Genomic DNA, 13,183 nt, shown 5'->3' with positions numbered 1-13,183 from the left:
TGAGCCGCGCGCCGACGCCACAGACGGTGCTGATGACGATGCTCGGCCGCTACTGCCTCGAGGCGAACCCCGAGATCGCGACCGCCGGGTACATCGAGGTACTCGCGCGGATCGGCGTGTCCGCGCACGCCACGCGGCTCACCCTGTCGCGGATGACCGAGCGCGGGCTGCTGGACCGCTCGCGCCAGGGCCGCGCGGCGTACTTCCGCGCGTCGGAGGTCGGGCTGCGGGTGGTGCGCGTGCAGCAGCAGCGGACGTTCCACGACACAGGCGAGGGGCCGCAACCGCCCGGCGCGTGGACGGTCCTGTGCTTCTCGCTGCCGGAGACGCACCGCAAGGAACGCCACCTGCTGCGGCGGAGCCTCGCGTGGGAGAGCTTCGGGCTGCTGCGCGACGGCGTGTGGCTCGCGCCGGGCGAGCGCGACGTGTCGGCGATCCTCGCGCAGCTGCCCGGCGCGGGCGTCGAGAAGCACGTCGAGGTGTTCACTGCGTACCCGAAGTTCGACGACGTGCAGGGGATGATCTCCCGCACGTGGCACCTCGACGAGCTGGCCGCGCGCTACGACCGGTTCCTGCGGTCCTGGGACGTGCCCGACCCCGTACCCGAGGCTCTCGACGACCTCGGCCGTGACCTGATCCTGGCGTCGGCGTGGCGCCAGCTGCTGCGCGAGACCCCGCACCTGCCCGCCGAGCACCTGCCGGGCGACTGGCCGGCCACGCGCTGCCACGAACTGTTCCGCACCCTGCACGAGAACTACCGCCCCGATGCCGACCGCATCTTCGCCGGCATCCTCGCCGAACACCGGATGAGCTGAGGAGAATTTCGATGCGCGTGGTGGACACCCACTTCCACTGGTTCCCCCGGTCCCACTTCGAAACCATGGCGCGACGCGGCTCGTTTCCCCGCACCGAACGCGTCGGCGACGGCTACCGCTACCTGTACAACAACGGCCGCGGCTTCATCCCGCTGCCGGCCATCTGGTCCGACCTCGACGCGGGCTTCGAGGCGGCGTTTGCCGCCACCGGCCCCGATACCGTCGTGGTCTGCACCACCGGCGTGCTGGCGGGGATGCTCGACCAGATGCCGGCGGACGAGGCGCTGGACGAGGCGTACGCGTACAACGAGGAAATCGCTCGTGCGCAACGCCTGCACCCGGGCCGGTTCTTCGGCACGGCCGCGGTTCCGTTGCAGGACACGGCGACGGCCTTGAAGGTGCTGGACCACGCGGTGGGTTCACTCGATCTCCGCGGGGTGAACCTGCCTTCGATGATCGGCTCGGAAACCGTTGACGCTTTGCGCCTGGAGCCGTTTTACGAGCGGGTCGCGGAGCTCGACGTCCCCCTCATCGTGCACCCGACGGACCTCGCCTTCAACGAAGTCCTCACCGGCTACGCGGACGGCATCCAGCGGTCCATCGGCCGCCTCCTCGACTCCAGCGTGACGGTGCTGCGCCTCATCTTCAGCGGCATCATGGAACGCCACCCGTCTCTGCGCATCGTCCAAACCCACGCCGGTGGCCTGCTGCCCTACCAGGCTGGGCGTATCGACAAGAACGCTCGCATCGAAGGGTTGCCGCGCCTGCCTTCGGAGTATTTGAAGCGGGTCTTCGTCGATACGGTCGCACCCCAGTCGCTGACCATCCGCACGGCACTGGAGTACTACGGCCCGGACAACATCCTCTACGGCACCGACCACCCGTGCTGGAGCCCCCACGCGGCGGTGTCGGTGCTGGACGAGTCGGCCTTGTCGGATGAGGTGCGGACGAAGATCTACTCGACCAACGCGGAGTCGGTGTTCCGCCTGACGTGAGTCTCCACTGTGAACGCTCACTCCCCCGGTTCGACGACTCCCTGATGTTCCCCACCGGTGTCGAAGAAACGGGTCGCGTAGTCCTCCGGCGGGAGTGGGCTGTCGCGCAGCAAGGAGACGACCTCGGTTCCCGGCGAAAGCGCGCCGGTCTCACCGACGGCGTAGGCCTGGGCGAAGTCCAGGAAAGTCACCCCGTTCTCCGAGGCAAAAACGCCGAGCCTCGCGCTCCGCGGATTCGAGGGCGGAGGCGGGGCTGGACGCACGCCAGAGGGTGATGCGTTCTTCGAACGGCGTGCCCTGCCACAGGGGCCACTGGAAAACGCAGCGGACGGCATACCACTCCATCGTCGCCAAGACCCTCAGATCTCCGCGAGAACCAGCCCACCCCGAGGTTTCGGGGTGAAGTAAGTCGCCTTGCGGGGCATGCGCAGGCCGGCCGCGTGGACCTTCAGCACGGTCGAGAACTCGACGGGCGCCAGTTGCACCACCGCGTCGGCATCCGGAGGTGCAGGGCGGCCGGCCGGCAAGGGCTGCACGTGCGGGCCGTCCAGATCCAAACCGAGAGCCTCCCCCAACAGCAGCTGCTCCACCACAGCGTGGTCGATCGTCAGCTCGTCGGCCGGCGGCAACACCACCCGCAAGGAAGACGGCCGGGCCAGTACCACCACCGAACCCGAAACAGCGGGCGCAGTGGCGTCGACGATCTCCGAAACCTCCAACCCGACCCCACGCCAAGCCGAAGCCAACGCATCGGACGTCAGCCCCGTCCCCGTCAGCACCCGGTGGATGGCCCCGATCCGCAACCGCGGTCCGCCGGTAACCAAAGCCAGCAGCGCACCCGTCTGCGCAGCCGCGGCCACGCGGTGATTCCCGTCCGCGACCAGAAGATCCGCAGCCGACGCGGCCCCCACCAAACGTTCCTGCAAAGTCCCCGACGGAACCACCCACAGCTCGTGCCGTCGCCCCGACTGATCCACAGTGGACACGTCCGGCGGCCCCAGCGCCGCGCACGCCGCCTCCACCGCCGCGGTCAGCGCCTCGCCGCCGGACGACGGCACCAGCAGCGCGGCACTCGTCGCGGTGCCCAGCCCGGCCAGCACCGCGGCGCGCTCGGCCACCACGTGCGGGTACACCTCCTCCGTGTGCCGCACGTGGGACCCGCCCGCCGTCAGCTCACGGACGTCGACCAGGCACAGCACGCCCACCGCGACGCCGTCCGGCCCCGAGATGCGGTAGGGCGCGACGAACCCCGCCACCGACCGGTAGTGCCGCGCCCGGATGCGGGCCAGCGCGGCCCGCGCCGAAGGCAGCGCGGCGGCCAGGTCGAGGCCCCGCGCCAACGCCGCGGGCGTGCGCGCCGGGTGCTGCACCGCCAGCAGCGTGTCGCCCGCCGCGCCGGGGGACGCGAGGGCCGTGACCACCGCGTCGGGCTCCGCGAACTCGTCGACGTCCGGGCCCGGCACCTCGCCGCGCACCACCCACCCGCGGCGGATCGGCCGCACCCACGTGTCCATCCCCTCATCATGGCTGGCCCGCCAAGACTGTCCGACAGTCACTCGTTCGTGAAATGCTTACCGTTGCGAAACAGTTGTCCCGGCCCCTGGGAACCCCGAAGGAGACCCCGCCGATGAGCACCCCCGCCGAGACGCCGGCGACCACGAAAAAGGCCGTCGGCCTGCGCTCCGAACGCGGGCCGGTGCTTGCGGCGGTGATGCTGAGCACCGGGCTGGTCGCGCTCGACAGCACGATCATCGCCACGGCCGTGCCCTCGGTGGTCGGCGACCTGGGCGGGTTCTCGCAGTTCCCGTGGCTGTTCTCGGTCTACCTGCTCACCCAGGCGGTCACCGTGCCGCTCTACGGCAAGTTCGCCGACGTCCTTGGCCGCCGGCCGGTGATGTTCTTCGGCATCGCCGTGTTCCTGCTCGGCTCGGTGCTGTGCGGCGCGGCCTGGAGCATGCCGGTGCTCATCGCCGCGCGAGCCCTGCAGGGCGTTGGCGCCGGGGCCGTGCAGCCGATCAGCATGACAATGGTCGGCGACCTGTACACCGTCGAGGAACGCGCGCGCGTGCAGGGCTACGTCGCCGGTGTGTGGGCCGTCGCGTCCGTGCTCGGCCCGGCGCTGGGTGGCGTGTTCTCCGAGTTCCTGAGCTGGCGCTGGATCTTCTTCGTGAACCTGCCGCTGGGTGCGATCGCCGCCTGGATGCTGTACCGGAAGTTCGCCGAACGCGTCGAACGCACGCGCCACCGCATCGACTACGCGGGCGCCGGCCTGCTCATCAGCGGCTGCACGCTGCTGATCCTCGGGCTGCTGGAAGGCGGCGTGGCCTGGGGCTGGGGCTCAGTGGTGGGCGTCCTCATCTTCGTCGCTTCCGCGGCGGCGCTGGTCGGGTTCGTGCTGGTCGAACGCAGCGCGGCCGAGCCCGTGCTGCCGCTGTGGGTGTTCACGCGGCGCACCCTCGTGGGCGGCACCCTGGTGGCCCTCGTGGTCGGTGCGACGCTGATGGGACTCAGCTCGTTCCTGCCGACCTACGCTCAGGGCGTGCTCGGCCACGACGCCCTCACGGCCGGGTTCGCCCTGGCCGCGCTCACCGTCGGCTGGCCGCTCGCCGCGTCGCTGTCGGGACGGCTCTACATGCGGATCGGGTTCCGCGACACCGCGTTCATCGGCGCCGGGCTCATCGTCGTCGGCGTGGTGCTCACCACACTGCTCGGCGCGGACACCTCGCTCTGGAGCGTGGCCGGCGCCGCGTTCGTGGTCGGCGCCGGCCTCGGCCTGGCCTCGAGCCCCACGATCGTGGCCAGCCAGTCGAGCGTCGGCTGGGAACGCCGCGGCGTGGTCACGGCCACGAACATGTTCGGCCGTTCGCTGGGCAGCGCCATCGGCGCGGCGGTGTTCGGCGCGATCGCCAACTCCACCCTCGCCGACCGCTTCGCCCACCCGCCCGCCGCCGTCGCCGGGCGCCTGCCCGACAGCGCCGACGCGACCAGCCTCGTACTCGGGCGGAACGACCACTCGGCGGCCGCGGAGTACGTGCGCGATTCGCTGGCAGGCGCCACGCACAACGTATTCGTGGCGATCGCCGCCGTCGCCGCGCTCAGCCTCGTCGCGCTGGCCCTGATGCCGCGCAAGACGGAGCAGCTGCAGTTCTAGTTCTGGAGCGGCAACAGCTCGCGGTGCAGGCCGTCGAGGAACCGCCGGTAGTCGCCCGAATGCCCGGGCCGGATCACGAACTTCGACAGCCCCGCGTCGATGTGCTGCTCCAGCAGGCGCCGCGCCTCGGCCCAGCTCGTGGCCACGAGCTCGGTCACGGGCGTGCCGGGCCGGCGCTTCGCGGCGACCTCCAGCATCCGGTCGGGCATCCCCTCACTCGCCACCAGCAGGCTCAGGCCGAAGTGGTCGGGCTCGATCTCGCGCCCGGCCTCGGCGGCGGCGTCCTGGATCGCGATGCGCGCTGCCCGCGCCTGCTCAGGTGAGTGGAAGCTGCCGAGCCAGCCATCGGACAAGCGCCCGGCGCGGCGCAACGCCGCGGGCGCGCTGCCGCCGAGCCACACGTCGAGGCGTTTGGCCGGGCGCGGCCCGATCGTCACGCCGTCGACCTGGTAGAACTCGCCGGCGAAGTGCACGTCGTCCTGCTCCAGCAGCAGTCGCAGCAGAGTGAGGGCCTCGTCGAAGACCGCCGCGCGCGGGCCGGGCACGGGGAACAACGCGTGTTCGGCCGCGTTCGCCGGCCGCAACCCGAACACCGGCAGCACGCGCTTCGGTGCCAGCCCGGCCAGCGTCACCAGCTGCTTCGCGACGAGCACCGGGTGACGGCCGGGCAAGATCGCGACGCCCGTGCCCACCTTGAGGCTCGTGGTGCGCGCGAGCGCGTGCGCCATCCCGATCAGCGGGTCGACCTCCGGCGCGTAGACCAGCTCCGAAAGCCACAGCGAGTCGATTCCGGCCGCCTCCAGCGTCTCCGCCAACCCCGCGAACTCCGCGGGCCCGGTCCCCGGCGCCGGCGCCACCCCCACCCGGATCTTCAGTTCCTCGCCCACCCGTGCTCCTTCCGCAGTCGTCCCCATGGCCAACACGCGAAGGCCCGCCCGGTATGCCCGCAGGAAGAAGGCCCCCTCCCGGATGGGGGCCGGAAGGAGGCCTTCTGCCCGGTCGGGCCGGTGTCCACGCCGGCCGCGTTCCGAGCCCGCTCATCGTGGAAGAGGGACGTACAAGAGCCGTATATATTGCCCCGGCTCCGCCGGGGCGTGCGAGATCGCCTTTGAGCCGGCTTCCGGATGGGGCGGTCGGATCGGCCGGGGGCCGATCGCACCGCCCCATCCGGAAGCCGGCGCGATCTCGCGCTGTGGTCGCCTCGGCAGGTTGAGTTGGGAGGGGACGCGCAGTTGGGTCGGGGGCGAGCAAAGGTGAGTGACCAGGAGGTGGCGAGCAGGAGGGGGTGAGCGAGGGATAGGCGAAGTAGCCGGGCGGTGGGTTATCCGCCGCCGCGATGCGACCAGGCGCCGATCTCGGCGCGGTCGGCCAGGTCCAGCGAGGCCGGCAAGCGGCGAGCAGCAGGTGGGCGAAGTGTCCGGGCGGTGGGTTATCCGCCACCGCGATGCGACCAGGCGGCGATCTCGGCGCGGACGGCCAGGTCCAGCGAGGCCAGCAAGCGGCGAGCAGCAGGTGGGCGAAGTAGCCGGGCCGGGTGGTTACCCGCCGCCGCGGTGGGACCAGGCGGCGATCTCGGTGCGGTTGGCCAGGTCCAGCTTGGCCAGGATGCTGCGGACGTGGCTCTCCACTGTGCGTTCGGAGACCACGAGCCGCTCGGCGATCGCGCGGTTCGCCAGCCCGTCGGCGACGAGGCCGGCGATCTCGCGTTCGCGCGGCGTCAGCGGTCCGGTCGTGCTCAGCCGGCCCAGCAGCGCCTGGGCCTCGGCCGCGGCGCCCGGCATCACGAGCCGGCGCGCTTCGTCGAGGGCCTGACGCGCCAGGGAGCGGGCCTTGCCGGTGTCGCCGAGGGTCGCGAGCACCGCGGCCAGCCGCAGGCGGTTCTGCGCGACGAACGGCCGCGCGCCGACCCGCACGTTCGCCGCGATCGTGGCCTCGAACAGCCGCGCGGCCTCCTCGGCCCGGCCGAGCACCACGGCGAGGCGCGCCAGCCAGCTCGTGCCGCAGTCGCTGCAGTACACGCCCGCGCCGCTTGACAGCACCCGCTCGGCGGCCCGCAGCACGGGCTCGAGCAAGTGGGCCGTCTCGATGTCGCCGAAGGCCTCCACCAGCACCATCAGGTTCGGCGCCACCCCGCTGGACCGCAGGTCGAAGCCTTCTTGCCGCGCGAGGTGGCGCACGGCCTCGTACCCCGCGAGCGCCGCCTCGTCCTCCCCGAGGACGACGTGCACGAGCGGCCGGGACACCACGGCAATGGGCAGGGTCGGCACGGTGGCGAGCACCTCGTCGTAGTGCTCGTCGATCTCGGAGACGTCGCCGGTCACGAGCGCGAGCTGCAGGCTGAACGCGGACGACATGCCGAGCGCCGAGCGGTCGTCCGCCAGCTCGGCCACCGCCAGCTCCCTGGCCTGCCGGTTCAGCTCACGCGCCTCGGCGAACGCGCCGCGGAACGCGAGCAGCGACGTGCGCAGCCGCAGGTCGTGCCAGCGCACCAGGGGCAGCCGGCTCGTCGCCGCGAGTGCCGTCACGGCCGTGATCTCGTGGTCGACCACGGCCATCGCCCCGGTCTCGAACGCGGCGTCGATGCGCCACTTGTGGCCCCACAGCGCGGAAAGCGGCTGCCGGTTGCCGAAGCGCACGGCCAGGGAGCCGAGCCGAAGGCGGTCGTCGAGCGGCAGCTCGATCGGGAGGACCTTGAACCGCGCACGCACGGCGTCGAGCAGGGCCTCGTCGTCGGTGCCGCGTTCGGCGAGCGCGCGCGCTTCGTCGGCCAGCCGGCGGGCCTCCTCGGTGTGCCCGACGTCGGCGGCGACCGACGCGGCCTGCGCGAGCAGCCGGGCGCGCAGGGCATCGGGCACTTGCGCGCCGAGCGCCGTGTCGGCGAGTTTGCCCAGCCGGGGCAACAGTTCCGGTGCGGACAGGTCTCGCACGACGAGTGCCGCGGCGGCGAGCGTCTCGGGAGTTTCCGCGCGTTCGGCCGCCTGTTCCGCGTGGTCGAGGGCCGGGCCGAAGCGGCCCGAGCGGTACTCGGCCGTGGCGAGGTCCACGAGCAGCTCGGCGAGCCCGTCGGTCCGGCCCGCTCGCCGTCGCGCGTCCACGGCGAAGGTCAGAAACCTTGCTGCCTCGGCGAAAGCCAGCGTCCGCGTCGCCTCGCGCGCGGCGACCACGGCCCAGCCGGCGGCGCGGCCCAGCGTCGCCGGGTCGGCGGCCGACCGCAGCCAGTGCACCGCGACGACCCCGGCGTGGGCGGGATCGGCTTCGGCTCGCGGGGTCAGCGCCAGCGCCGCCTGGGCGTGCAGGGCCTCGCGCACGCCCTGGTCGAGGTCCTCGTATACGCCGTCGCGCACCACGGCGTGCGCGAACCGGCGCCGCCCGGCCGCGACGGGCACGAGCACACCCGCGCGCACGACCTCGTCCAGCAACGGCACGACCTCGGCGACCGGCCGGCCCGCGACGTCGGCGACCACGCCGCAGTCCACCTCCTCCCCCAGCACCGCCGCCACCGCGACCAGCTCGCGCACCTCCGGCGCGAGCCCGGCCACCGACGTCCGCACGAGGTGGCGCAGCTCGGCGCGCCCGCCGCCGGACCCGGCCGAGCGCGCGACCGCCCGCAGGTACAGGGGGTTGCCGCCGGAGCGGCGCAGCGCGTCGCGCACCTCGGCGTCGCCGACGGCCGCGCCCGCGACCTCGGTGAGGTACCTCCGCACGTCGGGCTCGGCCAGCGGCGCGACCGTGACCGCGTGCGTCGCGGGGCCGCCGAGCAGCTCGGGCAGTGTTTCGTCGAGCGTGGGGCCGGTGTCGCGGTAGGTCGCGAGCACCACCAGCCGCGAGCGGCGCAGCTCGCCGGCGAGGTGGCGCAGCAGCCGCAGCGACGCTTCGTCGGCCCAGTGCAGGTCCTCCAGCACCACCACGAGACCGCCGGGCTCGGCCGCGGCGACGAGGGCGTCGGCCGCGGTGGCGACGAGCCGGAACCGCGCCGCGACGAGGTCCGTACCAGCGCGTCCGTCCAGGTCGGCGACGGCGCGGGCGACCTCGGCACCGGCCGTGGGCAGGGCCGACAGCACACGACGCCACGGCCATAGTGGTGGCGCGCCGGGATCGTCCACGCAGCGGCCCCACACCGTGGTGAGGCCGACGGTGGCGGCCTCGGCGAGCGTGGTCTTGCCGATGCCGGCGGGCCCGCCGAGCAGCACCAGGGCACCCGTGCCCGCCGCGCCGGCGGCGAACCGGCCGCGCAGGTCGGCGAGCACCCCGGCCCGGCCGACGAACGGCACGGAGCCTGTCACGCAGGCAAGTATGCGCCCGGTTTCAGTGGTCCGTCTGCGTACTGGCACTGATGTCCGCAACGTCCGCGCGGCCGAAGGTGGACCTCGTCGAACTTCCCACCCCAGGCCGAAGGAGCAGCATGTACGCCACCGTCCACCAGTTCCGGCGGAACACCGCCACCGAGAGCGGCGACTGGGGCCGGGCCCTCGCCGCGGAGCTGCACCCCGGCCCGGCGCCCCTCGGCGGGTGCGTGCTCGGCCAGGTCGCCGGCGTGCTCGGCGCGGCCGTCGCGTTCTGGCCCGACGCCGCGTCGGCGGACGAAGCCGCCGCGCACACCCATCCCGGCACCACGTGGCTCGACACCGACGTCTACGAGGTCGTCTCCGCCGAGTTCGCCCCGGGTGCGCCGAACTACGCCCAGGCCAGCCGGTTCGCCGGGCCGCGCGACGAGGCGCAGGTCCGCGCCGAGGACTTCGCGGGCCGCGAGCGCATCTGGCCCGCGGCCCGGCAGGTGCCGGGCATCGGCCCAGTGTTCGTACTGCGCGCCGAAGACGGCGCCGGGCTCGTGCTCGGGTTCGCCGAGTCCGTCGCCGCGATCGAAGCCGTCCAGAAGGCGGTGCTGAGCACCGAGCTGCTGCCGGACGAGGACCCGGCCCTGCTCACCGGTCCCGAGCGGATCGACCTGCACCGCGTTTTCCACCACACCCTGCCCGCATCCGTCACCACCGGAGGTACCCGATGAGCACCCCCACCACCACCCGTCTGCGTCCCGGCACCTGGACCGTCCACACCGGACGGACGTCGGCCACGTTCACCGTGCGCAAGCTCGGTTTCCACCTCGTGCACGGCTCGATCCCCGTCCGGTCCGCGACGGTGCACGTGAACACCGCCGGCACGCCGACCGCCCTGCGCGCGGAGCTCGACCTGTCCGCGATCGACACGGGCAACCGCCGCCGCGACCGCGACCTGCAGAAGTCCCAGTGGCTCGACTGCGGCACTGAACCGACGATGACCTTCGCGTCCGGCGACATCACCACCTGCCCGGAAGGCTGGGCGGCGCAAGGGTTCCTGAGCCTGCGCGGAACCACGTGCCCGCTCACGCTCACCGTCGAACGGCCCGCCGACACCGGCCGCGGCTCGGTGCGCCTCCAGGCCCGCGCGACGCTCGACCGGGCACCGCTCGGCATGAGCGCGCCGCGCGCGATCGTGGGGCGCTACCTGGAAATCGGCATCGACGCGGTGCTCGTGGCGCCGCGCTGAGCACTCAGGCGGTCGCCTCGATCACGCGGCTCAAGACGGCATGGAGGGCCTCCAACTCGGAGACCTCCATGCCGAGCGTCTCGACCACGCGGTACGGGATCTTCTCGGCCTCGGCCCGCAGCGCGAGGCCCTTCTCCGTGAGCTCGACGGTGAGCTGCCGCTCGTCGGAAGCCTTGCGGCCGCGGGTGACGTAGCCCATCGCTTCGAGCCGCTTCAGCAACGGAGACAGCGTCGCGGGTTCGTGCCGCAGCGCGGCCCCGAGGTCCTTCACCGACCTCGGGGCTTTCTCCCACAACGCGAGCATCACGAGGTACTGCGGGTGCGTCAGCCCGTACGGCTCCAGCAGGGGCCGGTAGACCGCGATGACGCTGCGCGAGGCGACTGACAGCGCGAAGCACACCTGGCGGTCGAGCTTCAGCGGGTCGTCGCCCAAGTCGATCTCTGCCACGGGGTCCTCCTCCTGGTCCGGGCCACCTTAACGGCTTCGGGTGTGGCCTCGGCTACCTTATCGATTAGCGCACTAATGATTAGTGTACCCTGAGGACAGCCGACAAGGAGGCGTGATGGACCGTCCGGGAGTCTTCCTCTGGTTCTGGTACGCAGTAGGCGGGCGTCTGCCCGAACGCTACCGGGACTGGATCCTGCACGACACGACGTCGAAGCACTGGAAGGCGCGGCACGTGCTGCGCAGTTCCGTGGGCCTCATCCCGCTGTGCCTCGTGTGGCTGCTGTTGCCGGGCCCGCTGGCGCTGCGGCTCGCGATCGTGCTCATGGCGGCGCTGGTCGCGTACTTCTACTCGTCGGTGTACATGGAGGAAAGCATCGAGCACCGCCTCTCGCGCAACGGCTTCCCTCCCGGCACGGGCAAGCGCCTCCGCCGCGAGGCCGCCGAAGCCGCAGACGCCGACGCGAAGGCCCGCTACATCGCGATCTACCGCCAGAACACCGGCGAGTGACCGCTCCCGGCAGCGGTGCCGCCGGCCACGACTAGAGTCGGCGTCCGATGAGACGCAAGCTTCGCGGCCCGCTGCCGCCGCGCCACGGGCTGGACCCGGCGCGGCTGAGGATGCCCGACGAGGGCCCGTGGGGCACGTTGCTGGAGCACCTCGTGGAGCGGCTGCCGCGGGTGGACCCGGCGCGGATCGAACAGATGCTGCGCGAGGAGCGCATCTTCGGCCTCGACGGGCCGCTCGGGGTCGACGCGGCGTTCGTGCCCGGCTCGTTCATCTGGTTCCACCGCGACCTGCCCGACGAGGTGGCGGTGCCGTTCGACATCACGGTCGTGCACCGCGACGAACACCTGCTGGTGGTCGACAAACCCCACTTTCTCGCCACGATACCGCGGGGCAAGCACATCCTCGAAACCGCGTTGGTGCGATTGCGGCGCGACCTGGACCTGCCGGCGTTGTCACCCGCGCACCGCCTCGACCGCGTGACCGCGGGGCTGGTGATGTTCGTGATCACACCCGAAGTGCGCGGAAAGTACCAAACGATGTTCCGCGACCGACGCGTGAAGAAAGAATACGAAGCGATCGCACCGTACGATCCTTCACTGGAGCTGCCGCGCACAGTCCGCAGCCACATCGTCAAGGAACGCGGAGTGCTTGCGGCACAGGAGATCGAGGGTCCGGTGAACGCCGAGACCCGCGTGGAACTGATCGAACACCGCGACGGGCTCGGCCGCTACCGCCTGCTGCCCGCCACCGGCCGCACACACCAGCTGCGCGTGCACCTGTCCGGCCTCGGCATCCCGATCCTCGGCGACGACTTCTACCCCGTGCTGACGGAAAAACCGCTCGACGATTTCACGAAACCGTTGCAGCTGCTGGCCAAGGTGCTGGAGTTCGACGATCCCGTGAGCGGCGAGCACCGCCGGTTCACGAGTTCCCTGCGCTTGACGGCGTGGGACTCACCGGACGAGTGGGCGGCGCCCCCGGCGCACTGAGCCCGAGGACGCCGCGCCGAACTCACTTCGTCCAGAACTTCACACCGCTCCACTGCACGGTGATCGGTCCCGCACCACTGCTGGTGCGGTACGAACCGAACTTGTCGTAATAACTACCGCTCGGGCTGTCGATGGTCTGCTTGAGCGAACCGTTGATGTACACCTTGTGCGTGCTGCCCACCTGGTTGATGGTGTTGACCCGCACGGAAGTGCCCACGGTGGCGCCGCTGGCGAGCGTCTGACCGCCCTCCACCGCGTACATCCGGCCGCCCTTTTCCACCGCCAGCAGGAAGTACGGTCCGGCGTTCGACCCGTCGCGGAAGGTCTGCTTCACGCTGATGCGCGTGCCGCTCATGCTGGTGACCTTGAAGGAGCCCTCGAACTGGTGCGTGCCGCCGGTGTAAGTGTCGTACCGGCGCTCGGCGCGCTGGTCACCGCTGCCCGTGGAGCAGGTGAGCTGGAACGTGAGCCCGTTGATCTGCCCGCACCCGCGCTCCTGCTCGGAGAACCCCGGCGACCACGACTTCCACGGACCGGTACCGACCTGAGCATCGGCCACCGGAGCCACCACCGCGAGCCCGCACACGACCCCCGCGAGCACCCCGCCGAGGCGTAGTCTTCCTCGCACTTGCCAACCTCCGTACAACTCAGGGCGGCGGTAGGGGGACAGGTCCAGACCACTACGTCGAACCTGGATGATCACTGTACGAGCACGGACGAAAACAGACAAGAGCCGGATTCACGACTCTTGACA

The 13,183-nt window shown here is 71.8% G+C and carries 13 protein-coding genes; 7 read left to right on the top strand and 6 right to left on the bottom strand.

Annotated elements, in window-relative coordinates:
* Positions 1–32: 32 nt before the first annotated feature.
* Both K1T34_RS34365 and K1T34_RS34360 read left to right on the top strand, forming a co-directional pair.
* Complete coding sequence (locus K1T34_RS34365; RefSeq protein WP_220238886.1) at positions 33–815, top strand: PaaX family transcriptional regulator C-terminal domain-containing protein; 783 nt, start codon at positions 33–35, stop codon at positions 813–815.
* A gap of 11 nt (positions 816–826) precedes the next feature.
* Complete coding sequence (locus K1T34_RS34360; RefSeq protein WP_220238885.1) at positions 827–1,810, top strand: amidohydrolase family protein; 984 nt, start codon at positions 827–829, stop codon at positions 1,808–1,810.
* Positions 1,811–1,827: 17 nt separating this feature from the next.
* Here K1T34_RS34360 and K1T34_RS34355 read toward each other — a convergent pair whose 3' ends face one another.
* Both K1T34_RS34355 and K1T34_RS34350 read right to left on the bottom strand, forming a co-directional pair.
* The gene (locus tag K1T34_RS34355; RefSeq protein WP_220238884.1) at positions 1,828–2,001 is read right to left on the bottom strand and encodes a hypothetical protein; all 174 of its coding nucleotides are present in this window, start codon (positions 1,999–2,001) and stop codon (positions 1,828–1,830) included.
* A gap of 168 nt (positions 2,002–2,169) precedes the next feature.
* Positions 2,170–3,324: a DUF1015 family protein gene (locus K1T34_RS34350; RefSeq protein ID WP_220238883.1), complete on the bottom strand. Its 1,155-nt coding sequence runs from the start codon at positions 3,322–3,324 to the stop codon at positions 2,170–2,172.
* A 113-nt stretch (positions 3,325–3,437) separates the two neighbouring features.
* Between K1T34_RS34350 and K1T34_RS34345 the strand changes: the two genes are divergently transcribed.
* Positions 3,438–4,961 (top strand): MDR family MFS transporter, encoded by a 1,524-nt coding sequence (locus tag K1T34_RS34345; RefSeq protein ID WP_220238882.1) that lies wholly within the window; start codon positions 3,438–3,440, stop codon positions 4,959–4,961.
* Here K1T34_RS34345 and K1T34_RS34340 read toward each other — a convergent pair.
* Both K1T34_RS34340 and K1T34_RS34335 read right to left on the bottom strand, forming a co-directional pair.
* On the bottom strand, positions 4,958–5,875 hold the full coding sequence (locus K1T34_RS34340; RefSeq protein WP_220238881.1) for a TIGR03854 family LLM class F420-dependent oxidoreductase: 918 nt from the start codon (positions 5,873–5,875) through the stop codon (positions 4,958–4,960). The genes K1T34_RS34345 and K1T34_RS34340 overlap by 4 nt on opposite strands.
* Positions 5,876–6,499: 624 nt before the next feature.
* Entirely contained in the window at positions 6,500–9,244 is a 2,745-nt protein-coding gene (locus tag K1T34_RS34335; RefSeq protein ID WP_220238880.1) for an AAA family ATPase, read from the bottom strand.
* A 119-nt stretch (positions 9,245–9,363) separates the two neighbouring features.
* Here K1T34_RS34335 and K1T34_RS34330 point away from each other — a divergent pair, with 119 nt between their 5' ends.
* Complete coding sequence (locus K1T34_RS34330; protein WP_220238879.1) at positions 9,364–9,966, top strand: hypothetical protein; 603 nt, start codon at positions 9,364–9,366, stop codon at positions 9,964–9,966.
* On the top strand, positions 9,963–10,484 hold the full coding sequence (locus tag K1T34_RS34325; protein WP_220238878.1) for a YceI family protein: 522 nt from the start codon (positions 9,963–9,965) through the stop codon (positions 10,482–10,484). Before K1T34_RS34330 ends, K1T34_RS34325 begins: the two co-directional genes overlap by 4 nt.
* A gap of 4 nt (positions 10,485–10,488) precedes the next feature.
* Here the strand turns inward: K1T34_RS34325 and K1T34_RS34320 are convergent, their stop codons facing one another.
* Positions 10,489–10,932: a MarR family winged helix-turn-helix transcriptional regulator gene (locus tag K1T34_RS34320; protein WP_220238877.1), complete on the bottom strand. Its 444-nt coding sequence runs from the start codon at positions 10,930–10,932 to the stop codon at positions 10,489–10,491.
* Between the two features lie 115 nt (positions 10,933–11,047).
* On the opposite strand from K1T34_RS34320, the gene K1T34_RS34315 reads away from it, so the two are divergent.
* Together K1T34_RS34315 and K1T34_RS34310 are read left to right on the top strand one after the other, a co-directional pair.
* Complete coding sequence (locus K1T34_RS34315) at positions 11,048–11,440, top strand: DUF5313 domain-containing protein (protein WP_220238876.1); 393 nt, start codon at positions 11,048–11,050, stop codon at positions 11,438–11,440.
* Positions 11,441–11,487: 47 nt separating this feature from the next.
* Entirely contained in the window at positions 11,488–12,429 is a 942-nt protein-coding gene (locus K1T34_RS34310) for an RluA family pseudouridine synthase (RefSeq protein WP_220238875.1), read from the top strand.
* Positions 12,430–12,451: 22 nt separating this feature from the next.
* Here the strand turns inward: K1T34_RS34310 and K1T34_RS34305 are convergent, their stop codons facing one another.
* Positions 12,452–13,057 (bottom strand): hypothetical protein, encoded by a 606-nt coding sequence (locus tag K1T34_RS34305; RefSeq protein WP_266118377.1) that lies wholly within the window; start codon positions 13,055–13,057, stop codon positions 12,452–12,454.
* Positions 13,058–13,183 lie beyond the last annotated feature (126 nt).

This window comes from Amycolatopsis sp. DSM 110486 (genome assembly GCF_019468465.1).
Taxonomy (GTDB): Bacteria; Actinomycetota; Actinomycetes; order Mycobacteriales; family Pseudonocardiaceae; genus Amycolatopsis.
The sequence above is the reverse complement of the archived record's forward strand: the minus strand, read 5'-3'. Positions and strand labels throughout refer to the sequence as shown.